Here is a 21,617-nt window from a genome sequence, read left to right on the forward strand (position 1 = left end):
CTCCTCGGGGGACGGTCACGGATGGGACCATCCTACGGCCACGTTCGATTATCGAACCGATCGGGCCCCCGGGCGTGGCGGCACTTCAGTCGTCGTCGTCATCGTCGTCGTCGTCATCGTCATCGTCGTCGTCGTCATCCCAGTCGTCGTCCCAGTCGTCGTCATCGTCGTCCCAGTCCCGCTCCACGTCGACGGGCGGCGGCGGCGCGACGGGAACGGGGGTGGTCGGCGGCGTCGGCGACGGCGTGGGGGTGTGCGTCGGCGTCGGCGTCGCGGTGGGCGTCGTGGGTGGGGTCGGCGTCGGCGTCGGGGTGGTGGTCTCCGCGATGAGGGGCGTGTCGTCGATCACCGTGGTGGGGTGCCGGGCCTCCGCCGGCTGCAGCGCCTGCGCGACCGCCACCGCGCCCACGCCGATCGCCGAGAGGCTGAGCAGCGCGCCCGCGGCGAGGGCGAGGGCACTGCGGTGACGGCGCAGACGCGCGCCGGGGCGGGAGTCGTGCGCGACGTCTTCGGATCGATCGGTCATGCGGGAATCCTCTCCTGAGGGAAGTCTGTCAGCAGGGCGAGCTCCGCGTCGGCGAGCGCACGCCAGCGCGGGCGGTATCGATGCACGCACGCGATGCGGAAGCGGGCGGCGAGCCGCCATGCCTCCAGCCGTGCGGAGTCGACGTGCAGGGCGTCCGCGGCCCGGGAGATCGCGGCGAGCGCGATCGCGCCGCGGGGTGCCGGCCAGCGCTCCTGACGCACGGCGAAGTCCACGTGAGCGGCGAGGTTCCCCAGATCGAGGGCGGGGTCGGCGAGCGCGGTCGTGTCGAGGTCGATCAGGGACAGGCCGTGCTCCGGGTGCCACAGGATCTGCTGGTCGTGCAGGTCGCGGTGGGCCGGCACTGCGGCACGGGCCGGCAGGGCTGCGAGGGTCTCGCCGATCCGGTCGGCCGCGGTCGCCAGCGCGCGGCCGTCGACGTCCCGGTCGCCCTCGACGGCCGCGGCGTGCCGGGCCCACGTGCGCAGGATCTGCCCCTCGTCTTCCGCCGTGTGGCGCGGCCAGTCCTCCCCGTCGGCCGGGCGGCGGGCGAGGACGGCGGGCCACGCCTCGGCCCACGCCGCCCACAGCGTGCGCCACTCGGCATCGGCGCACGTCGCGCCCAGGCTCGCGAGGTCGCGGCCCGGCAGCGCGGCGTAGGTCACGACGTGCTCGTCGCCGCCGCGGATCCCGGCGACTCCGAATCCCGTGCGGAAGAAGGCCCCGCGCCGGTGCGCGTCGACCACCCCGCCCGTGCGCCCGGGACGCACGACCTTGGCGTAGCCGTCGTCGGTGCGCACCACCGCCCGGCGACCGGGCCGATGGCTCACGAGCGTCCCGCGTGCCACGGTCGCCGCCAGTCCGGGCAGGGCGGGATCCTCGCCCGCGGGCAGCACCCGCACGCCTTCGCCGGCTGCCGCGTAGGCTCCGCGCACGCGGCCGCCGCTGCGCAGCTCGACGGGAAGGCGTCCACCGGGGCGCTTCGCCGGCCAGGCGCGCACGGCCTGCCAGACGGCGCCGTCCGCCTCGACGCGATGCGGAAGCGTGGCCCGGTCCGCGCCGTGGCGGACCGCGACGTACGGGGGGTGATCGCTCATGTCAGCAGCTCCTCGGCGCTCTCGAGCGCGGCGGTCGTCCGCGCAGGCCAGTCGGGATGTCCGGTGCGGAAGGGCTCCGCGGCCCGCTGCAGCTGCGCCAGCGCCTGCCACGAACGCACGGCGCGCGGGTCGGCGCGTCCGCCCGCCTCGCGATAGCCGTCGATCAGGGCCTGAGTCCCGCCCGCGGCGAGGTGGCTGCCCAGGTCCAGGGCGGCGGGCGCGGACACCGCCCGGTCGAAGTCGATGAGCCGCACGCTCCGACCGTCGGTGAGCACCTGATCCGGCGACAGATCGCCGTGCGCGACGACCCGTTCCGGGTCGGTCAGGAGGGCGGCGAGGCGCCGGGCGACGCGGGTCGCGCGCGCCTCGAGCTCGGGGAGAAGGATCGCGACCGCGTCGGCCGCGCACCGCGCGCGCTCCGCCGGATCGACCGCGGGCGGCGCCACGGCCCCGAGGGAGGCGGAGTGCACGGCGGCGAGCGCCGCGCCCGCTCGCCGCTCGAGTTCCGCGTCGGGCCGCGTGCTCAGATCGCCGTCGCCCCACCAGGGCGTGCTCGTGGCGCCCTTCTGCACGCGGCGCGGAGGGAGCACGGGCATCCCGGCGCGAGCCAGCCGGGCGGCGACCTCGGCGCCCGTGCCGTCGTCCCCCGCCGCGATCTTGAGGGCGTGGCCGCGCCAGCGCAGCAGCAGCCGGCGATGGGGGTTGTAGCGCAGCACGGCGGACTCCCGCAGGAGCGCGGGCTCCGCCTCGAGCAGGCGGCGCACGCGCGGCGCGAGCAGGCGGTCGGCGTGCGCCGGACCGGTCATCGTCACGGCCGACAGCTGTCGCACCCCGCCTCGCACGACGGCGGCCCGGCGGCGGGTCTTCTCGAGCTTGTCGGGCGCGGCGTAGGACGCGATCCACACCGGTCCGTCGGGGCCGCGCACCGCCGCCACGACGGCCGTGCCCGGCTTGTAGCGGATCCGTTCGATCGCGCTGGGCGCGCCCAGCGCCTCGGCCCGCAGGTCGTCGTCGAGCACGACCGGCAGATCCGGCAGGCGAGGGTCGCTCTCGCTGAGCCGGCGGGACGCTTCGGCAGCGGAGAGCATCACGACGCCTCCCTCAATGACGTGCGGAACCACTCGGACACGCGGGAGCTGGGCCGGGCGAGCAGCTCGTCCGGCGCGCCGTCCTCGACGATCCGCCCCTGTTCGATCCACAGGATGCGATCCGCGCCGCGGATGCCGGCCGGATCGTGGGTGATCGACACGGTCGTCCGCCCCCGCGTCAGCTCGGCGATCGACTCCGTCACGGCCGCCTTCGCGGCGGGATCGAGCCCCGTCGTCGCCTCGTCGAGCACCACGATGGGCGCATCGCGCAGGAGCGCCCGGGCGATCGCGATCCGCTGGCGCTGACCGCCGGACAGCGTGTCCCCGCGCCCGCCGAGCACCGTGTCGTAGCCGTCCGGCAGCTGCACGATGAAGTCGTGCGCGCGTGAACGCCGCGCCGCGGCCTCCACCTCGGCGTCGCTCGCCCCGTCCCGGCCCGCGCGGATGTTCTCGCGCACGGTCGTCGCGAACAGCACCGATTCCTGGAGCACCACGGTGACGTTTCCCCGCAGGCTCGCCAGCGTGGCGTCGCGCACATCCACGCCGTCGATCCTGATCGCGCCGGCCGCGGGGTCGGCCGCACGCACGATCAGGCTCGCGAGCGTGGTCTTCCCGGCCCCGGACGGCCCCAGCAGGCACACGGTCTCGCCCGGCCGGATGCGGGTCGACAGCCCGTCGAACAGGAGGCGCCCGTGGCCGTCGTACACCGTGATGTCGTCGAACAGGAGGTCTCCGCGGACACGCCCCAGCGCGCGGGCGCCGGGGCGGTCGGCGATCACGACGGGCTCGTCCAGCAGCTCCGCGACGCGCTCGCCGGAGGCCGTGGCGCGCGCGATCCGGCCCGTGTACTTGGCGAGGTCCTTGAGCGGGCGCAGCGCGATCTTGAGGTACATCGTGAAGATCACCAGGTCGCCCGGCGTCATGGCGCCGGCCATGACGCGCCATCCGCCCGCGACCAGCACGGCCGCGAGCGCGACGCCCACGATCACGTCGGTGCCGCGCTCCAGCGCAGCCGCGAGCCGGCGCGAGCGGACGCCCTGCGCGAGGGCCTTCTGGTTGCCCCGGTCGAACGCCCGCACGCGCTGATGCTCCAGGCCGTAGGCCTGGACGACGCGGATCGCGCCCAGCGTCTCCGCCGCGGTGTTGGCGAGGTCCCCCTCGCTGCGGCGGCTGGAGCGGGCCGCGGCCGTAATGCGGGGTGTGCCGCCGCGTGAGAGCAGGAGGTAGGCCGCGGCCGCCAGCAGCACCACGACCGCGAGCAGCGGATCGAGCACCGTCATGACCACCGCGAGGACGACGAGCGTGATGATGTTGCCCACGAGCGGCAGGCCGGCGGTGACGGCGACCTCCTGCAGGCGCCCGATATCGCCGATGATGCGCTGCACGGTGTCGCCCGCCGGCGACTTCGCGTGGTACTGCAGGCTCAGCGACTGCAGGTGCGAGAACACGCGGGCGCGCAGGGCCGTGGCCACGCGGGAGCCGACCAGTGCGAAGGCGATGGTCGAGCAGTACTGCACGATGGCCCGCAGGCCGACGATGCCCACGAGGAGCACGCCGCACGCGATCAGCAGGGCCGGGGTCGCGGGCGGCTGGCCGGCCGCCGCCCCGCGATCGGCGCCGAGGCTGACGGTGACCGCATCGACCACGACCTTGACCGGCCACGGCTCGAGCACGCGCAGCGCGACCTCCGCGAGCAGCGCGACGAGGCCGCCCGCCATGAGCAGACGGTGGGAGCGCAGGTGCGGTCTGGCGATCCCGATCGTCGTGCGCAGCGCACCGCGGCGCAGGGCCGGGTCCCGGCTCATGCGGCGGTCCTCTCGGGCAGGTGCGCGAGGATGCCCTCGAGCACCGTCCGCCAGTCGTGCCGGTCCCGCGCGGTCCGTCGCGCGGCGGCGCCGAGGCGCTCGGCGAGGCCGCGCTCGTCGCGCAGGCGCGCGAGCGCGCGCCGGATGGCGGCGGCGTCGCCCGGCGCGACGAGGAGCCCCGTGGCCCCGTGCTCGATGATCGCCGGCAGCTGGCCCGTGCGCGACGCCACGACGGGCAGGCCGCTGGCGAGGTATTCGTACACCTTGAGGGGCGAGAAGTAGTCGTCTGCCGAAGCGGGGTACGGGGCGACGCCCACGTCCATGCGGGCCAGCAGCGCCGGGATCCGGTCGTTCGCCACAGCGCCGTGGAAGCGCACGCGCGCCGCGACCCGGCGCGCTCGCTCCTCCAGCCGCGAGCGCTCGGGCCCGTCGCCGATCACGACGAGCTCGGCATCCGCGAGCCCCGCGACGGCGTCGATCGCCGTCTCCACGCCGTGCCACGGCTTGAGCGACCCGACGAAGCAGACCCGCAGCGGACCGGGCTCGCGGCTCCCGGAGGAGCGGGCCGCGCCGAACCGGGACGTGTCGACACCGTTGGCGGCCACGATCGGGCGTGCGGCTCCGAGACCCGCCGCCCACGCGGCGACGGGCGGTGACACGGCGGCCACGACCGCGGCGTGCGCGAACAGGCGGGCCGTGGTGGCGCGCGCGCCCGCGGCGTCGACGAGGGTGCGGAAGGCCCGCTGCTCGTCGATGAGCGGGGCGTTGACCTCGACGATCGACGGCGCGTCGATCCGGGTGGCGGCGTCCGAGAACAGCGAGTACCGCTCGTACACGAGATCGCAGCCGTCGGCCCGCGCCCGGGCGGCGAGCTCGGCCGCGGCGCGCGCCACGTGCCGCTCCCGCTGAGCCGGCTCGCCCTTGGGCACGGCGACCTCGACGATGCGCACGTCGTCGAGCGAGGACCCCCCGCCCCGACGGGTGCAGTACACCGTGACCTCGTCGCCGCGGCGGCGGAACTCCCGCACGATCTGCCGCACGTGCACGGAGGCGCCCTTGTCGCCGAGGACCGGGATCCCCGGATCGGCGCACACGTATGCCACGCGCATCAGGCCACTGCCTCCCGGGTCGCCGTGAGCTCGGCGAGCCGCGCGGCCTGGCGCCGGGAGTCGAAGCGCTCCTCGACCAGCCGCCGCGCGGCCGCGGCCATGCGCACGCCGTCGGCCTGGCCCCGCGCAAACGCGCCCAGCGCGCCCGTGAGGGAATCCGCGTCGCCGGGGCGGCAGAGCAGCCCCGTCTCGCCCGGGATGACGACCTCGGGGATGCCCGTCACGGCGGTCGCTACGCAGGGCACCCCCGTCGCCATGGCCTCCAGCAGCACGGTCGGGAGTCCGTCGGCGTTGCCGTCCTGCGCGACGACGCAGGGCGCCGCGAACACGTCGGCCTCGCGCAGCAGAAGGGCGATCTCGTCCTGGGGGAGAGGCCCGAGCAGGCGGACCCGCTCCTCGAGCCCGAGGCCCGTGCGCCGAGCCGCGAGGTCGTCCGCGAGCTCCCCGCCTCCCGCGATATCGAGCACCGCGTCCACGCCCTCGTCGCGCAGCGCCGCCATCGCGTCGATCAGCACGGCGAACCCCTTCTTCTCGACCAGCCGGCCGACCGCGAGCACGCGCAGCGGCGTGCGCGGCGGTGCCGGCGGGCGGTACGGGAACCGCGACAGCTCGAGGCCGTTGTAGACGAGGTGGATCCTGTCCGCGAGCTGCGGCATGCGCTCGCGCAGGTGCCGCACGTTGAACTCGCTCACGGTCGCGACGAACGCCGCGTCCCGGACCTTCCGCACCAGGTCGGCGGGGTCGACCTGGTCGTGGAAGAGATCCTTGGCGTGCGCCGTGAACGAGTAGGGGACCCCGGAGAGCAGGCTCGCGAGCCGCGCCACGGTGGTCGCGGACGAGGCGAAGTGGGCGTGGAGATGATCGATCCCCTCTTCACGGACGCGCAGGGCCAGCGTGACGGCCTGGACCGCGTCGATCGGGTCCGCGGCGAGCAGCTCGCCGAGGTGCCTCCCCGCCGCGGCCTCCACGACGGCATCCGCGGATGCCGCGCGCAGGGCCTCCCACAGCGCCGATACGCGCGCGGGGCGGGGGAGATAGTGCACTGCCGCGCGCACCCGCGCGAGCTCCGGGTGGAAACGCGGGTCGCTGGTGGGACGCAGGGCGAACACGGTCAGCTCCTCGCCGCGCGCCTCGCGCGCCAGGAGCTCGGTGACGACGAACGTCTCCGAGAAACGGGGGTAGACCTTCACGACGTAGGCCGTGCGGATCGCCTCAGACCGCAACACGCTCACCCCGTTCCGTCCGTGCGTCGAGCAGGTCGCCGGCCAGGCGCGAGACCGACGCGAGACCGTCGAGCGCGAGCGCCGAGCGCGACGTCTGCGTGCCGACCCGGGACGCGAACCACGCGCCGATCACGGCGGCGTCGATGTCGTCGGGCAGGGCCGTGTCGACGGCACCGGCGCGTGCGAGGGCGCGGGCCCGGATGAGCTGTTCGGCGCGACGCGCGACCCGGGGCACGACGAGGGCCGGGGTGCGGGTGCTCATGACCTCGCAGAGCGTGTTGTAGCCGCCCATGCACACGACGGCCGCCGCGCGCTGCGCGAGCGCCAGCACGTCGGGCACCCGACGTACGACGCGCGTGCCCTCGGCCGCTACGGCCCTCACCGCGGCGCGCTCCGCCGCGGGCATCTGCGGTCCCAGCACCACGAGGTGGCGGTACCCCTCGGGCACGGGGGCGGCGGCAGCCGCGGTCGCCAGACGCGCGCCATCCGCCCCGCCCCCGACCGTGGTCAGCACGAAAGGCTCGTCGACCGTGAAGCCCGCGCCCCGGGTGCGGCCCGCCGAGAGGTACCCGGTGTGCCGCACGAGCCCGCGCAGCCCCGCCGGGAGCTCGCCCGTGGCCGACGCATCGTGCACGGCCGGGTCGCCGAAGACCCAGACCGCGTCGAACAGCCGCCGCAGCGATCGCCCGCCGCCGGCCGCCCGCCACTCGGCGCGCGCGACGTCGGGAGCGTCGAGCACGTCGCGCAGCCCCAGCACCACGGCGCAGCCCGGCTGCTCGCGTCGCACGGCCCGCAGCGCGGAGTCGAGCTCGCGTGCCACCCCGAGGGGATGCCGGTCCACGATGATCAGGTCCGGGCGGAACGACGACACCGCCGCGTGGAAGGCCCCTCCCCGCACCGCGGCCAGCGTGTCGAGGTCGACGTCGAGCGCGCGGGCGGCGTAGCCGTCCGGCTCGCGCCGCACGCCGGGAACGATGAGCCAGTCCCAGCCCGGGGGAGGCGGGAACTCGGTCGCCTCCGGCCTCCCAGCGATGAGCATCCCCGTCACGGCCTCCCCGCGCTCGCGGCCGAGTCGCTCGGTCAGGGCGTGGGCCAGCGCCAGGTTGCGGCGGATGTGGCCCAGACCGACCGAGTCGTGGGAATACAGGACAATGCGGATCGTCACGCGGATAACCTCTTTCCTTCGACCATCAGCCTGACCGGCGTGGCGAAGGCCAGCATGAGACGGCGATGAGAGCCCTCTCATCTGAGACGTGCGCGCGTCGCGATGCCCCGGGTAGGTCACCCCCGGAAGCGGTAGCCCATCCCGCGCACCGTCTCGATGCGCTCGGCCCCGAACTTGCCGCGCAGGTACCGCACGTACACCTCGACCACGTTCGAACCCGGGTCGAAGTCGTAGCCCCACACCCGGCTGAGCAGCTGTTCGCGGGACAGCACCTGCTCGGGGGAGCGCAGGAACGTCTCGGCGAGCTCGAACTCGCGGGCCGACAGCTCGACGGTCACTCCGTCGACCTCGGCGCGTCGGGAGCGCAGGTCGAGCCGCACCGCCCCGTGCCGCAGCTCCGTGGGCTCGGCGGCGACGGCGGCCTCCGCCTCGCGCAGCCGCGTCCGCACCCGGGCGAGCAGCTCGTCGAAGCGGAACGGCTTCGTGACGTAGTCGCTCGCGCCCTCGTCCAGGCCCCGCACGGTGTCCTCGGTAGAGCCTCGGGCCGTCAGCATGATCACCGGCGTCGTCACTCCGTCGCCGCGCAGTCGCCGCAGCACGGTGAAGCCGTCCATGCCGGGCAGCCCGACATCCAGCAGGATCAGGTCGAACTCGGTGCCCGTCGCGAGCGCCAGCGCGTCGTCGCCGCGCCCGGCGCGGGTCGTGCGATACCCGGCCGCGCGCAGCCCCTTCTCCACGAACGTGGCGATCCGGTCCTCGTCCTCCGCGATCAGGATGCTCGTCATGCTGAACCCTCCGTGTCATCCAGCGTTCCGCCCTGGAGCGGCAGCACCAGCGTGAAACGCGCGCCGCGCCCCGGAGCGGAGTCGACCTCGACCCGCCCCCCGTGCGCCGCCGCGATCGCCCGCACGATCGACAGCCCCAGCCCCGATCCGGCCGTGCCCCGTCCGTCGTCCACGCGCCCGAAGCGCTCGAAGATGCGCTCGTGCGCCTCGACCGGGATGCCCGGCCCCTCATCCTGCACCCAGCAGCGCAGCACCCGTCCCGCGCGGCGGCTGCCGAGCGCGATCCGCGTGCCCTCCGGGGCGTACTTCCGGGCGTTGTCGGCCAGCTGCAGCCACGCCTGCGTGACGCGCGCGGCATCGAGCCGCGCGACCCCCCGGGCCTCGGCCTCCAGCGCCCAGTCATGGCTCGGGATCACCCGCACCTTCTCGAACACGTCGCGCGTGAGCCGGCCGAGATCCACCGGCGCCGGACGGTGCAGCGCCGGTCGTTCCGCGTCCGCGAGCGCCGCGATGTCGGCCACGAGCCCCGACATCCGTTCGAGCTCGTCGGTCGCGATCGCGAGCGTTTGCTCGACCTCGGCGGGATCGCGCGCGTCGAGCAGCTCGAGATGACCGCGCACGATCGTCAGCGGCGTCGACAGCTCATGACGCACGTCGTCGAGCAGGCGCTGCTGCGCCTGGAACGACGACTCGAGCCGGGAGATCATGTCGTTCATCGTGCGGCCCAGCTCCGAGAGGTCGTCGTTGCCCGCGACGGGGATCCGCTCGCCCAGATCCGACGCGCTGATCCGTGCCGCCGTGTCGCGCAGCTCGCGCACGGGCCCCAGCAGGCGACCCGCCACGAACCAGCCGACCAGCGCGACCAGCGCCAGCGCGCCGCCGGCGACCCACCAGAACACCGTCATCACGCCGTGGAGGTCCTGCAGGCGCCCCTCGATGTCCACCGCCGAGACGAACACCCCGACCGAGTCGGTGCCCTCCAGCCGGATCGGGACCGCGATGTAGCGCAGCGTCCGTTCGCCCGCGCCCGTCGTGCCCAGCACGGTGCGCTCGCCGCCCGTCGCCTCGACCATGTCCCGCACGAACTCCGCGTCCGTCAGCCGGAACGCCGTCGAGACGCCGGGAACGAACGCCGGCCGGCCGTCGACGATGCCCACGGCGCTGCCCTGGATCCCCGGGGTCACGGTGCGCACGAGGTCGTGCATGAGCTCCGCCGTCGTCGCGAACGCCGGCGTCGGCACGTCGACCCCGGACCCTCCCTCCGCAGCGTCCGGCCCCCGGCCCGACACCACCAGCCGCACGTCGTCGAGCTCCTGCATCAGCTCCTCGTCGATCGCCGCGAGATCGCGACCCCGCTGCAGCAGGTAAGCGACGGACCCGGCCGAGATCAGCCCGAGCGCAGTCACGACGAGGATCGCGGCCAGGATGCGCACCCTCACCGACACGACGCGTCGCCCGCTCATCCGGGTCAGCATATTCTCTTTCTCCCACGCGTCGGGCCCCGAGGGGCCGCTCCGCGAGGGAGGCGCTTCCGCTGCGCTTCAGCGCGCCGGCGCTGCGCGCCTGGTTGGCGGGCGCACTCGCGCCCGCACGCTCGCGCTTCGCGCTCGCACCGGGTTGAGGTGGGTGGGTGGGGTTGAGGTCGGTGGGTAGGGGCAAGGGGTAGGGGTGGGGCTTTTGGTCGCTCGTTGAGCGGAGGCCGCGGAGCGGCCGAAGTCGAAACGGGTTGAGCGGAGCCGCGGAGCGGCGGAGTCGAAACCGGGTGCGAGCCGTGGCGTCGCGGTTGGGGAGTGTTCTTTTTTCTCCCACGCTCTCTTCTTTTCTCCCACGCTCTCTTTCTTTTTCTCCCACGCGTCGGGCCCCGAGGGGCCGCTCCGCGAGGGAGGCGCTTCGCTTTGCTTCGCGCGCCGGCGCTGCGCGCCTGGTGGCGGGCGCACTCGCGCCCGCGCGCTCGCGCTGACGCGCTCGCACAGGGATTGAGGTGGGCGGGGTGAGTAGGGGGTAGGAGTAGGGGACTTTTGGTCGCTCGTTGAGCGGAGCGGCGGAGCCGCCGAGTCGAAACCGGGTGCAACCTCCTCGGACGTCAGCCGGACTGGGCCGACTCGACCGTGTGGGTGAGGCGGGGGAAGAGGGGATGGGAGGGTTCCAGGCCCGTCACTCGGGCCGTGAACGTCGCCGCGTCGAGCTCGGCCAGCAGCCGGCGCAGCTCGGCGGATTGCTCATCCTCGGGGTCGTCGAACGCCAGCGCGGCTCCGATCGCGGCCAGCAGGGCGTCCACGGGCAGACCGCGCTCGGCCGCCTCCGCCGCCGGGCCCACGAAGCGCTCGTGGCGAGAGAGCTTGCGCAGCGGCTGCCGCCCGACGCGCCGCACCGTGTCGGGAAGGACCGGGTTGCGGAAGCGGCCGAGGATCGTGGCGCGGTACCCGGCGAGGTCCTCGGGCGCGAAGCCGTGCTTGGCCGCCAGCAGCGCCGAGGTCTCCTCGAGCGCCGCCGCCACGCCCGCGGCGACGGCCTCGTCGGCGAGCGCGTCCGAGAGCCGCTCGTGGCCCGCGCGCGCCCCGAGGTACGCCGCCGTCGCGTGGCCGGTGTTGACCGTGAACAGCTTGCGCTCGATGTACGGCGCCAGATCGTCCACGAAGTGCGCGCCCGGGATGCGCGGCGGGTGAGCGCCGAACGGATGCCGCTCGATCGCCCACTCGAAGAACGGCTCGACCGTGACGTCGATGCCGCCCGCCTCGGGCTGGCCCGGCACGATCCGATCCACCGCGGTGTTCGCGAACACGGCCCTGGCCACCAGCGCGTCCCAGCCCGTGCCCGCTGAGACCTGCATGTGCTCGCGCAGCGTGTCCGTGGCTCCGATCGCGTTCTCGCACGCCATCACCTGCAGGGGAGCGGCATCCGGATCGCGCAGAGCCAACCCCGCGACGATGTGCGGCGCGATGAAGCGCAGCACGGCCGGGCCGACGGCGGTGGTGACGACGTCCGCCGTTGCCACCTCCGCCGCCACCGCGTCGGGATCCGCCGAGCTGTCGATCGCGCGGAAGCCCGTCACGACCCGGTCGCGCCCGCCGGGACCCGCCTCGTGCACCGTGTACTCGTCGGCGGCGTTGATGGCGTCGACGAGTGCCGTCGCGACGTCGGAGAAGACCAGCTCGTAGCCGCCCTCGTGCAGCAGCAGCCCCACGAATCCGCGGCCGATGTTGCCCGCGCCGAAGTGCACAGCCTTCACGGGATCAGCCCTCGTTCACCGTCTGGAGCAGCGTGTACAGCTCCTCCGGGGTCTCGGCCGCCTTGAGCCGCGCCACCTGATCCTCGTCCGAGAACAGCAGCGCCACGTTCGACAGCAGTGACAGGTGCTCGTCGCCCTTGCCGGCGATGCCGACGACGAAGGTCACCCGGTCACCGTCCCAGTCGATGCCGCCGTCGTAGCGGACGACGGTGAGGGCGGAGGCGAGCACGGCGTCCTTGGCGTCGTTGGTGCCGTGCGGGATGGCCAGCTCGTTGCCCATGTACGTCGAGACGGTCTGCTCGCGGGCGACCATGGCGTCGTAGTACGCGCCCGTCACGGCGCCGGCGCCCTCGAGCAGGTCGGCCGCCTCCCGCAGCGCCTCCTCGCGGCTGGCGGAGCCGGCGTGGATGCGCACGTTGCGCGCCTCCAGCACCCCGGAGCCGGATGCCGCGGCGCGCGCCTCGGCACGCGTCGCGGGGGCGGAACCCGCCGGTCCTGCCGGCTCCGCCGGGGCCGCGTCCGGGGCGTCGGCCGCCTGTTCGGCGCGCTGGGCGAGGACCATCTGCACGACCTCGTCGTAGCGCGGCGAGCCCATGAAGTTGTCGACCGAGACGTGCACGGCCGACTGCTCGCGCTCCCGCGCGCGGGGGGTGAGCTGCTGCTGCGTGATCACGACGTCGGCCGAGCCGTCGAGGGCCGCGATGGCCTTGTTCGTCACGTTCACGCCCTCGACGCCGGCGGCCTTGAACTTGTTGCGCAGCACGCTGGCGCCCATCGCCGACGAGCCCATGCCCGCGTCGCACGCGAACACCACGCGCTCGATCGTGCGGGGCGGCGCGACCGTGGTGCCGGTCGACGCGCCCGCCAGGCCGCTGAGCGCAGCCGACGACCGGCCCTTGTTGGCCTCGGTGCGCGCGATCGCCTCCGAGAGGCCGCCCTCGCCATTCGCGTCCGCGGCGAGATCCCGCTTCCTGCTGGCGAGGAGGAACACGGCGGACACCGCGAACGTCACGGCCGCAGAGATCACCACCGAGAGGATCACGCCGAGGTGGCTGCCCGTCGCCGTCTGGATGAGCACGGCGAGGATCGATCCCGGCGAGGCCGCCGCCACGAGCCCGGACTGGAAGATCACGTTGGTCATGACCCCGCTGGCGCCGCCCGCGATCAGGCCCACGATGAGCACCGGCTTGGCGAGCACGTAGGGGAAGTACACCTCGTGGATGCCGCCGATGAACTGGATCACCAGTGCACCGGGAGCGGTCGCGCGCGCAGCCCCCACGCCGAAGATCGTGATCGCGAGCAGCAGGCCCGCGCCCGGCCCGGGGTTGGCCTCGACGAGGAAGAGCAGGCTCCGGCCTGTCTGGGCCGACTGCTCCGCTCCGATCGGGGTGAACACGCCGTGGTTGATGGCGTTGTTGAGGAACACCACCTTCGCCGGCTCGACGATGATGCTCGCGAGCGGGATGAGCCGGTTGTCGACCAGCCAGCCCACGGCGGATCCGAGCACCTGCGTCAGCCACTGCATGACCGGCGCCAGCCAGAAGAACGCCGCGAGCGCCGCGAAGAACCCGACGAAGCCGGCGGAGAAGTTGTTCACCAGCATCTCGAACCCGGCCTTGACCTTGCCGTCCCAGAGCCTCTCGATCTGCTTCAGGACGTAGGCTGCCAGCGGCCCGGCGATCATGGCGCCGAGGAACATGACGGTGCCCTCGGCCCCGATGATCACGCCGAACGCCGCGAGGGCTCCGACGACGCCGCCCCGGTGCCCGTAGACCAGGTTGCCGCCCGTGAACGCGATCAGCAGCGGCAGCAGGTAGTTGATGATCGGGCCGACCAGGCCCGTCCACTCCGTGCCGTCGGACGCCTCGCCGCCGCCCAGGATGGCGGAGTCCGCCCACCGCCATGCCTCGACGGGGCTGTCGTTGCCGAGCCAGCCGTCGGGGATGAACAGGGCCGTGAGAAGGCCCCACGCGATGAAGGCCGCGATATTGGGCATGATCATGCCCGAGAGGAAGGTGCCGAATCTCTGCACGCCGACCCGGATCCCGCCCCGGGGGCGGTTCTCGGTGCCTGCTTCGGCTGACGTCGTCGTCATTGCAACGCCTTTCATGACTGAGGGGAGGAAGGACGGGGTCAGGACCCCGCGGGGGTCTCGGCCGCCGCGAGTGCCGCCGCGCGAGCGCCGGCGGCGTCGTCGGCCTCGAGAGCCGCTTGCGCGATGCGGCGCGCGGCGGCGAGATCGAAGCGCGCGAGGGAGGTGCGCACGTCCGCGAGCGCCGCGGGCGTCATGGACAGGGTGGTGGCGCCCAGGCCCACCAGGACCACGGCCAGCAGCGGGTCCGCCGCGGCCTCGCCGCAGATGCCGACCGGCTTGCCGTGGGTCGCGCCCGCCGCTCCCACCTGCGCGACCAGCCGCAGCACCGCGGGATGCCAGGGATCCTGCAGGCCCGCGACCGACCCGAGGAGACGGTCGGCGGCCATCGTGTACTGCGTCAGATCGTTCGTGCCGATCGACGCGAAGTCGGCGTGGGCGAGCGCGCGGTCGGCGAGCAGGGCGATCGAGGGGACCTCCACCATGATGCCGGCGGTCTGCAGGCCCAGTTCGTGGGCGAGGTCCGTGAAGTACGCCGTCTCCTCAACCGTGGAGACCATCGGGGCCATGACCCACAGGTCCGCGCCCGCCTCCGCGTTCGCGTCGGCGAGCGCCGTGAGCTGATCGCGCAGGATCCGCTCGTTCGCGCGCAGGGCGCGCAGGCCCCGCAGGCCGAGGGCGGGATTGTCCTCCTCGGCGTCGCCCAGGAACGGCAGAGGCTTGTCGGCGCCGGCGTCCAGGACCCGCACGACCACCTTCTTGCCGCGGAACGCCGTCAGCAGCGCGGCGTATTCGGCGCGCTGCGCCTCGGCGCTCGGCGCCTCGCGGGAGCTGAGGAAGAGGAACTCGGTGCGGAACAGTCCCACGCCCTCCGCGCCCTGGGCGAGGGCCTCCTCGGCGCCCGCCGGAGAGCCGAGGTTCGCCAGCAGGGGCACGGGCGTGCCGTCCGCGAGCCGGCCGGGGCCGACGGGCGCGCTCTCGGCCGCTGCCCGCGCGTCGGCGCGCCGACGGGCGTCGGCGAGCTGATCGTCCGTCGGGTGCGCGACGACGCTCCCCGCCGCGGCGTCGACGATCACGACGTCTCCGTCGGACAGGCGGTCCGCGTCCGCGGCGCCGACGACCGCCACGATGCCCTTCTCGCGCGCGAGGATCGCGGTGTGCGACGTGGGGCCGCCCTCGGTCGTGACGAGCGCGAGCACGCGCTGCGGCGACTCGGGATCGAGATCGAGCAGGGCCGTGTCGGCCGGCGCCAGGTCGTCGGCGACGAGCACGAACGGATGGCCCGGGGTGGGCACGCCGGGAGCCGGCTCACCCCGCAGGTGGGCGATGACGCGCGCGGCGATGTCGTCGAGGTCCGCCGCCCGCTCCCCGAGATAGCCGCCGGCCTGCTCGAGCATCCCGCGGAACTCCGCGAACGCCTCGTGCACCGCCCGCTCGGCGGTCCTGCCGTCCGCGATGCGCGACTCGACCGCCTCCTCGAGCGAGGGGTCCTCGGCCATCATCGCCTGCGCCTCGAGCACCTCGCGCGCGGTGCCGCCCGCGTTCTCGGCCCGCAGCGACAGCTCGGCGGCGACGGCGGCGACCGCCTCGCTCACGCGCGCGGACTCCTCCTCGGGAGACCGGGCGCTCGGGACGTCCTCGGGGGCGGGCGCCCGCTCGGCCATCCGCACGACGGGACCGGACGCGACGCCCAGCCCGATCCCGACGCCCGCGATCCGGACGCCGGCGGGCTCCCCGGCGGTGGGCACGGCGCTCATTCGGCGTCGTGGTCGGTCGTGAGCAGCTCGGCGAGCGCGTCGAGGACGCCCTCGGCACCGTCGCCCTCGGCCGTGAGCGTGACCTCGTCGCCCGTCTCCACGCCGAGCGCGATCACGCCGAGGATGCTCGCCGCGTTGACGGGCTTTCCGTCGCCCTTGGCGATCGTGACGGGGATGCCGGCGTCCTTCGCCGCCTGCGCGAAGAGCTTCGCGGGCCGGGCGTGCAGGCCGTGCGACGAGCCGATCCGGACGGTGCGCGAGACGGTGCTCATGGTGTTCCCTTCGTGGTGGTGGAAGGGATCCCCTCGGGGGATCCCGCGGTGGTGGAAGGGATCCCCTCGGGGGATCCCGCGGTGGCAGGGGCGTCTGCGTGCGCGGCCGCCCGGTCGGCGGCTTCGCGGGCGAGCGCGAGCGCGCGGTGCCCGTCGAGGTCGCGGAAGATGTCGTCGGGCAGCTGAGCGACGGCGACGCCGCGCGGCGCGGCGAGGGCGCGCACGTCGGCGAGCGAGCGGCTCAGGTGGGGGCCGAGGAGCACGACGTCGGCCGAGTCCAGGTCGATCGGGAGGGACTGCTCGGTTCCCGCGAAGGCGCTCAGCTCGAGCCCGGAGGAGGCCGCCGCGCGGCGCACGCGCAGCGCGACGAACGTGCTGGAGGCGCCGGCGCCGCACACTACGAGGATCCTCATCGATCGACCACTTTCCCTTCCGATCGATCCTCGCGCGCGACGCGGCGGGCGGCAACGAGGCTTGTTTCCGCCGGGGCGGAAGATGATCGCGGCGGGCGCGACCGTGGTTGACTGGCCCGCATGACGAGGCGGCGGCAGGACCGGATGCTGGGCCTCCTCCTGCGCCGCGGCGAGTGGACGACGGCCGCCACGCTCGCCGATCAGCTCGGCGTCACGCCGCGCAGCGTGCGCTCGTACGTCACGGCGATCAACGCGCGCATCCCGGGCGGGGACGCGATCGAGTCCGGCCCCGCGGGCTACCGCGCCACCCCCGCGGCGGCCGCCGCGCTGAGCGTCGACGCCGAGCCCGAGTCGGGCAGTCCGCGGGAGCGCCTGCACGCGATCGTGCGCGCATTGCTCGACGCGGACGCCGGCATCGACGTGTACGAGATGGCCGACCGGTTGCACGTGAGCGCGGCGACGCTCGAGGGCGACCTGGGGCGGATCCGGGCGCTCCTGGGCGCAGACCTGACGCTGGAGCGGTCGGGCCCCCGAGTGCGGCTGGCGGGCACCGAGCTCGCACAGCGCCGTCTCGTGAGCCGCCTGGCGCACGACGAGATGGAGGAGGGGGCGTTCGACCTGGAGGCGCTCCGGCGGGCGGCAGAGGCGATCGCGATCCCGGCGCGTGCCCTCGGCGCGTTCAAGAGCGACCTGGTCGCGCGGCTGGGGACGCTCGGGTTCTTCGTCAACGAGCTCGCGGCGGCCGACGTCGTGCTGCACATCGCGATCGCCGCGGACCGGGTGGCCCAGGGGCGCGCGCTGGAGTCCGCGCACGGCGAGCCCGACGAGACGCGCGAACGCATCGCGGAGGCCGTCGGCGAGCTGACCCTGACGCACTTCGGCGTCCGGCTCGGCCGCGGCGACCGGCTCCACCTCGCCGCGCTCGTGCTCACGCGCATCGTCGTTCCCGGGGCCCAGGGCGCCGGCGCGGCGCCGCTCGACCCCGCGATCGGCGACGCCGTGCGGCGCGCGGTCGAGCGCGCCGCCGCGGACTACCTGGTCGACATCGCCGAACCCGACTTCGTGCAGCGGCTCTCGCTGCACGTGCAGAACCTGGTCTTCCGCGCGCGGGAGCAGGCGTGGTCCCGCAACCCGCTCACGCGAACGCTGAAGTCGGCGTACCCCATGGTCTTCGACGTGGCCGTGTCGATCGCCGGAGACCTGTCAGACGCGCTGGGCGTGCCGATCCGCGACGACGAGATCGCGTACATCGCGATGCACGTGGGCGGACGCCTCGAGCGCAGCCGGCGATCCGAGTCGACGCTCACCGCGACGATCGTGTGCCCCGGTTACTACGAGCTGCACGAGCTGCTGCGCTCGAGCGTCGACCGCTCCCTCGGGCGCGCGATCGAGGTCACCGGGGTCGAGACGCGCGTGGACCCCGACTGGGATGCCATCGACACGGACCTGGTGCTCACGACGATCGAGCCGCCGCTGCGCCCGGAACCGAGGGCGTCCGACCGCCCGATCTCGCCCGACCGGATCGTGCGGATCCAGCCGTTCCTCACGGAGGCGGACGTCGAGCGCGTCGCGGCCGCTGCCGCGCGGCTGCGCAGGGCGCGCCGGCTCAGCCGCCTGCGCGGCGAGCTCGAGCGCTACTTCGTGCCCGGCGCGTTCGTGCGCGGCCTGGACGGCTCGCGGGGTGAGGAGGACGTCATCCGCCTGCTGGGCGGCCTGCTCGCGAGCCAGGGGATCATCGACGGCGACTACGTCGAGAGCGCGATCGAGCGCGAGCGGCTGTCGTCCACGGCGTTCACCGAGACCCTCGCCGTGCCGCACGCCCTGCGGATGACGGCCGCGCGCACCGCGATCGCCGTCGGGATCGCCGACCAGCCCATCGCCTGGGGCGATGCGCGGGTGAGCGTGGTGGCGCTCGTGGCGTTCAGCGAGAGCGACCGCCCCGCCTTCCAGACGGTGTTCGAGCAGTTCGTCGAGGTGTTCGGTGAGCCGGAGAGCGCGCAACGGCTCATCCGCCGCGGCACGGATCTTTCCGCGTTCCTGGATGAGCTCGCGGCCGTGATCGACGGCTGAGCAGGCTCGAGGTGCCGCGGGCCCGCCCTCGGGTCACCCGTGGTCGTGGCGGTCGGCAAGACGGTCGGCAGTCGGATCGCCGGAGCGGCGACCTCGGGCCGAGGGGGAAGCTTCGCGGGCGGCGATCTCGACCCAGGACTTCGTCGTGTCCGTCTCGTCGCCGAGCTCCGCCATGCTCGGCACCGGCAGCTCATCGATCTCGCCCGGGCGCAGGATCCTGAGATACTTGCCACGGCGCTCGGCCACGCCCGCGTCGTACATCGCATCAGTGACGAGGCAGTATCTGCTGCCGGCCTGCAACGTCGAGAAGTCCCCGAGAGAAACCCAGCGCTGCGCGCGGTCCAGTACGCGGTACAGTCCGTGCGGCCCATGGTCTGCGGTCGCGCGCGTGAGGGCCGACCAGTAGTCGCTGCGGAGGACGCTGGGGATGATGATGCGGTGCTGACGGTCCGCGATCAGTTCTCCGTTCATCGCGATCCGAGCCGAGCGGCCGTTGCCGTCCTCGAACGGGTGGACCTCGCTGACGAGGAACATCATGTACACCGCCCGCTGGAACGGGTCGGACAGCGCCTCGCCCTCCTCCCATCCCGCGCGCAGGGTCCCGACCACGTGGGCGGGGTCGACGAACGTCGTCGTCCCGGCGCGGTTCGCCCCCTGCTTCCACATGCCGGGGCTCTTGTCCGGTCGTCCGGCCATGACCACGCGGTGCCTGTCACGGAGCATGTCCATGAATTCCTCGGCGTCGCCGGGGACACGACCCATCTCGGCGTCGTCCGAGACGATCTGCCAGGTTCCGCGCATGTCATGCGCATCCCCCGGCTTGCCGACGTCCTCTCCTCCGAACACCACTCGCTCGGCCTCGTTGACATCGAGGGTCGAACCCTCGATGTGGTTGGAGAAGTACGCCTCGTAGAAGGGGACGTTTGCCGCCCGTGAGACGCTCTCGACGAACCGCTGCACCAGCTTCTGACGGGTCAGGTCGGCGGCGAACCGGCGGAACAGGCCGACGCGCGCGGCGTCGTACGTCTCGCGTCGCTGCGCCGCTCGCATGGCACGGCTCGTCGTGGCGACGGTGCGGCACTCGCCGCGCGCAGCCTCCACGAAGACGCGGATCGACGCGGCAGCGACCTTGTTCACGTCCCGGTCGACCGAGGCCATGATGCTGTCCACCTGCGCGGGCGTGTAGGTGGTCACGATGCGAACCACCTGGTCGTGCAGCTCTTCGCGCGTGAGGCGACGGCGCACGTAGCCCGGCCGGCCGCGCTGCTCCGCGTTGTCGATCAGGGCCCTGACCGGGCTCGAGGCGAACAGCCGGCCCTGCAGATCCAGCGGTTGGTCATCCGGGCGCCGGTGATCCTTGGAGCCGTCCGGGTAGACGGTGAGGCCCGGCAGCCGCAGCGGCGTGGACCGCGGGTGGCTCACGAACAGCTCTCCGTCCACGGGGCGCAGAGCGAAGCCCGAGCGATCCGAGATCACCGCGGTGGGCAGGAGGCGGCCGACGATCTCCTGCCACTTTGCGGCGACGACGTCCGCCGGCTCCGCGCCCACGGCATCGGTCCACACGCCGCGGGCGAGCGGCATGATGACGCCGCTCTGGACCTGGCGCTGACGCGCCCGAGTCGACGTGAAGTCCTCTGCGAGGTATACGCCGGCCGCATGCGGCGGGATGTGCGCAGTTCGCCGGGTATTCATCGCTCGAACTCGTCTCCCCGCGTAGTTTTCGCCTCAATAGTAACCCACTATCGCGTAGTTTTCGGGGAAATTCCGTCGTGGCGGGAGATTTAGCGGGGGACGATTCCGCCGCTGGCGGTGGCCGAGCGCGGTCACGGCGCGGTGAGCAGGGCGGACGCCGCCTCGATCGTGGCGTCGGCGCCGGGGCCGTCGGCCTCGAGCGTGACCGGGTCGCCCGGCTCGAGCGCGAGCTCCATGACGGCCATGATGCTCGCGGCGTCGACGACGCGCCCCGCCACGCGGAGCCGCAGCCCGCCCGGCGCCGACTGCGCGAGCCGAGCGAGTTGAGCCGCCGGTCGCGCATGCAGACCGGCCGCCCCGCCCACCACCACGCGCCGCTGCACCATGCACCTACGCTACCCACGCCGCGCGCGGGCGGCCGTGTTGCGGTGTGTGACGGCGCGCGTGGCGGGTGGTGCGAGTGCTTCCTAGGCTGGCGGGCGACCAGGAGGTGGATGTGAGAGAGCCGGCGATCGAGACGGTGCTTCCCGTGCAGCGCGCGGTGGCGGCCGCGTGGCCCAGTGCGTGGATCGACGCGATCGCGATGCGCGCGGACGCCCAGGGCATCGTCGTCGTCACGCTCGCGGGCGATGAGGTTGCGCTCGCCGCGGGGGCTCACGTCGAGCCGGGCGAGCCCGTCGCGTTCCACCCCGTCGCCGAAGTGCTGTCGGTCCGCGGCGCGCTCGTGCGCGCGCGGCGACGCTGACGCGACGCGACACGACCGCGCGTCAGCGCCGTTCCGCGCGCGGGCTGCGCTCAGGCCGCGGACATCGAGGACATCGCGCGGCGACAGGTCTCGACCATCGCCTCGCACGCCGACGCGCAGATGCGGCAGTGCTCGTGCATCTCCGCGTGCCGGCGGCACTCCGCCGCGCAGGCCTCCGCCATCGTGACGCACGCCGTCATCATGGCGTGCATGACGCCCGGCTCGTAGCCCGTCGGGCGCATCATCATGCGCATGGTCGCGGTCGCGACGTCGGCCATGTTGGCGCACATCGACGCGCACCGCGCCATGTCGTCGCCGGAGTCGGCGTCGGCGCACATCGTCGCCGTCATGCTCACGGCCGAGCACGCCTCGATGCACTCCTGCATCATCGCCATGTCCATGCCCGTGGTCGCTGCCTGCGGCATCGACTCCATCATCTCCATCATCGTGCCCATGTGCTGCGTCCCTTCTGTCTCACGCCGCGACGCGGCGTCTGCGAACGGGTCGCGTCGCCGTGCGGCGACGGACGGGGTGCTTTCGCGAGCATCGTAC

The 21,617-nt window shown here is 73.9% G+C and carries 19 protein-coding genes; 2 read left to right on the plus strand and 17 right to left on the minus strand.

Annotated features, from left to right (window positions below; genetic code table 11):
- Nucleotides 1-85: 85 nt before the first annotated feature.
- From IEX37_RS03540 to IEX37_RS03605, 14 genes are all read right to left on the minus strand, one after another.
- Nucleotides 86-526, minus strand: a complete 441-nt coding sequence (locus tag IEX37_RS03540; protein WP_188754870.1) for a hypothetical protein — start codon at nt 524-526, stop codon at nt 86-88.
- Nucleotides 523-1,620, minus strand: a complete 1,098-nt coding sequence (locus tag IEX37_RS03545) for a hypothetical protein (RefSeq protein WP_188754871.1) — start codon at nt 1,618-1,620, stop codon at nt 523-525. Before IEX37_RS03545 ends, IEX37_RS03540 begins: the two co-directional genes overlap by 4 nt.
- Entirely contained in the window at nt 1,617-2,711 is a 1,095-nt protein-coding gene (locus IEX37_RS03550) for a phosphotransferase enzyme family protein (protein WP_188754872.1), read from the minus strand. Before IEX37_RS03550 ends, IEX37_RS03545 begins: the two co-directional genes overlap by 4 nt.
- On the minus strand, nt 2,708-4,513 hold the full coding sequence (locus IEX37_RS03555) for an ABC transporter ATP-binding protein (RefSeq protein ID WP_188754873.1): 1,806 nt from the start codon (nt 4,511-4,513) through the stop codon (nt 2,708-2,710). Before IEX37_RS03555 ends, IEX37_RS03550 begins: the two co-directional genes overlap by 4 nt.
- On the minus strand, nt 4,510-5,622 hold the full coding sequence (locus IEX37_RS03560) for a glycosyltransferase family 4 protein (protein ID WP_188754874.1): 1,113 nt from the start codon (nt 5,620-5,622) through the stop codon (nt 4,510-4,512). The genes IEX37_RS03555 and IEX37_RS03560 overlap by 4 nt, the downstream gene beginning before the upstream one ends.
- Nucleotides 5,622-6,848: a glycosyltransferase gene (locus IEX37_RS03565; RefSeq protein WP_188754875.1), complete on the minus strand. Its 1,227-nt coding sequence runs from the start codon at nt 6,846-6,848 to the stop codon at nt 5,622-5,624. The genes IEX37_RS03560 and IEX37_RS03565 overlap by 1 nt, the downstream gene beginning before the upstream one ends.
- Nucleotides 6,835-8,010 (minus strand): glycosyltransferase family protein, encoded by a 1,176-nt coding sequence (locus tag IEX37_RS03570; protein ID WP_229663043.1) that lies wholly within the window; start codon nt 8,008-8,010, stop codon nt 6,835-6,837. The genes IEX37_RS03565 and IEX37_RS03570 overlap by 14 nt, the downstream gene beginning before the upstream one ends.
- A 116-nt stretch (nt 8,011-8,126) precedes the next feature.
- Nucleotides 8,127-8,795: a response regulator transcription factor gene (locus IEX37_RS03575; protein ID WP_188754876.1), complete on the minus strand. Its 669-nt coding sequence runs from the start codon at nt 8,793-8,795 to the stop codon at nt 8,127-8,129.
- Nucleotides 8,792-10,258: a sensor histidine kinase gene (locus tag IEX37_RS03580; protein WP_188754877.1), complete on the minus strand. Its 1,467-nt coding sequence runs from the start codon at nt 10,256-10,258 to the stop codon at nt 8,792-8,794. Before IEX37_RS03580 ends, IEX37_RS03575 begins: the two co-directional genes overlap by 4 nt.
- A 620-nt stretch (nt 10,259-10,878) precedes the next feature.
- The gene (locus IEX37_RS03585; protein ID WP_188754878.1) at nt 10,879-12,024 is read right to left on the minus strand and encodes a mannitol-1-phosphate 5-dehydrogenase; all 1,146 of its coding nucleotides are present in this window, start codon (nt 12,022-12,024) and stop codon (nt 10,879-10,881) included.
- A gap of 4 nt (nt 12,025-12,028) precedes the next feature.
- Complete coding sequence (locus tag IEX37_RS03590) at nt 12,029-14,119, minus strand: PTS mannitol transporter subunit IICBA (protein WP_188754879.1); 2,091 nt, start codon at nt 14,117-14,119, stop codon at nt 12,029-12,031.
- A 38-nt stretch (nt 14,120-14,157) separates the two neighbouring features.
- Entirely contained in the window at nt 14,158-15,873 is a 1,716-nt protein-coding gene (ptsP, locus tag IEX37_RS03595; RefSeq protein ID WP_188754880.1) for a phosphoenolpyruvate--protein phosphotransferase, read from the minus strand.
- A complete protein-coding gene (locus IEX37_RS03600; RefSeq protein ID WP_188754881.1) occupies nt 15,870-16,145 on the minus strand; it encodes an HPr family phosphocarrier protein in 276 nt (91 codons plus the stop codon). Before IEX37_RS03600 ends, ptsP begins: the two co-directional genes overlap by 4 nt.
- Complete coding sequence (locus IEX37_RS03605) at nt 16,142-16,558, minus strand: PTS sugar transporter subunit IIB (RefSeq protein ID WP_188754882.1); 417 nt, start codon at nt 16,556-16,558, stop codon at nt 16,142-16,144. Before IEX37_RS03605 ends, IEX37_RS03600 begins: the two co-directional genes overlap by 4 nt.
- A 120-nt stretch (nt 16,559-16,678) precedes the next feature.
- On the opposite strand from IEX37_RS03605, the gene IEX37_RS03610 reads away from it, so the two are divergent.
- On the plus strand, nt 16,679-18,628 hold the full coding sequence (locus IEX37_RS03610) for a BglG family transcription antiterminator (RefSeq protein ID WP_188754883.1): 1,950 nt from the start codon (nt 16,679-16,681) through the stop codon (nt 18,626-18,628).
- A 33-nt stretch (nt 18,629-18,661) separates the two neighbouring features.
- Here the strand turns inward: IEX37_RS03610 and IEX37_RS03615 are convergent, their stop codons facing one another.
- Nucleotides 18,662-20,320, minus strand: coding sequence for a Fic family protein (locus IEX37_RS03615; RefSeq protein ID WP_188754884.1), 1,659 nt, complete (start codon nt 20,318-20,320; stop codon nt 18,662-18,664).
- 131 nt (nt 20,321-20,451) lie between these two features.
- Nucleotides 20,452-20,706 carry an HPr family phosphocarrier protein gene (locus IEX37_RS03620; RefSeq protein ID WP_188754885.1) on the minus strand — a complete coding sequence of 85 codons (255 nt, stop codon included), beginning with the start codon at nt 20,704-20,706 and terminating at the stop codon, nt 20,452-20,454.
- A gap of 110 nt (nt 20,707-20,816) precedes the next feature.
- Here IEX37_RS03620 and IEX37_RS03625 point away from each other — a divergent pair, with 110 nt between their 5' ends.
- On the plus strand, nt 20,817-21,065 hold the full coding sequence (locus tag IEX37_RS03625; protein ID WP_188754886.1) for a nuclease: 249 nt from the start codon (nt 20,817-20,819) through the stop codon (nt 21,063-21,065).
- A 50-nt stretch (nt 21,066-21,115) separates the two neighbouring features.
- Here IEX37_RS03625 and IEX37_RS03630 read toward each other — a convergent pair whose 3' ends face one another.
- Nucleotides 21,116-21,520 carry a four-helix bundle copper-binding protein gene (locus IEX37_RS03630; RefSeq protein ID WP_229663044.1) on the minus strand — a complete coding sequence of 135 codons (405 nt, stop codon included), beginning with the start codon at nt 21,518-21,520 and terminating at the stop codon, nt 21,116-21,118.
- Nucleotides 21,521-21,617: the final 97 nt, after the last annotated feature.

This window comes from Microbacterium album, assembly GCF_014643695.1.
In the GTDB taxonomy this organism is placed as follows: Bacteria; Actinomycetota; Actinomycetes; order Actinomycetales; family Microbacteriaceae; genus Microbacterium; species Microbacterium album.

Excerpts from the sequence above, each read along its gene's own strand:
- IEX37_RS03540 (WP_188754870.1), bottom strand. The coding sequence starts at position 526 with ATGACCGATCGATCCGAAGACGTCGCGCACGACTCCCGCCCCGGCGCG.
- IEX37_RS03545 (WP_188754871.1), bottom strand. The coding sequence starts at position 1,620 with ATGAGCGATCACCCCCCGTACGTCGCGGTCCGCCACGGCGCGGACCGG.
- IEX37_RS03555 (WP_188754873.1), bottom strand. The coding sequence starts at position 4,513 with ATGAGCCGGGACCCGGCCCTGCGCCGCGGTGCGCTGCGCACGACGATC.
- IEX37_RS03560 (WP_188754874.1), bottom strand. The coding sequence starts at position 5,622 with ATGCGCGTGGCATACGTGTGCGCCGATCCGGGGATCCCGGTCCTCGGC.
- IEX37_RS03575 (WP_188754876.1), bottom strand. The coding sequence starts at position 8,795 with ATGACGAGCATCCTGATCGCGGAGGACGAGGACCGGATCGCCACGTTC.
- IEX37_RS03580 (WP_188754877.1), bottom strand. The coding sequence starts at position 10,258 with ATGAGCGGGCGACGCGTCGTGTCGGTGAGGGTGCGCATCCTGGCCGCG.
- IEX37_RS03590 (WP_188754879.1), bottom strand. The coding sequence starts at position 14,119 with ATGACGACGACGTCAGCCGAAGCAGGCACCGAGAACCGCCCCCGGGGC.
- ptsP (WP_188754880.1), bottom strand. The coding sequence starts at position 15,873 with ATGAGCGCCGTGCCCACCGCCGGGGAGCCCGCCGGCGTCCGGATCGCG.
- IEX37_RS03600 (WP_188754881.1), bottom strand. The coding sequence starts at position 16,145 with ATGAGCACCGTCTCGCGCACCGTCCGGATCGGCTCGTCGCACGGCCTG.
- IEX37_RS03605 (WP_188754882.1), bottom strand. The coding sequence starts at position 16,558 with ATGAGGATCCTCGTAGTGTGCGGCGCCGGCGCCTCCAGCACGTTCGTC.
- IEX37_RS03610 (WP_188754883.1), top strand. The coding sequence starts at position 16,679 with ATGACGAGGCGGCGGCAGGACCGGATGCTGGGCCTCCTCCTGCGCCGC.
- IEX37_RS03615 (WP_188754884.1), bottom strand. The coding sequence starts at position 20,320 with ATGAATACCCGGCGAACTGCGCACATCCCGCCGCATGCGGCCGGCGTA.
- IEX37_RS03620 (WP_188754885.1), bottom strand. The coding sequence starts at position 20,706 with ATGGTGCAGCGGCGCGTGGTGGTGGGCGGGGCGGCCGGTCTGCATGCG.
- IEX37_RS03630 (WP_229663044.1), bottom strand. The coding sequence starts at position 21,520 with ATGGGCACGATGATGGAGATGATGGAGTCGATGCCGCAGGCAGCGACC.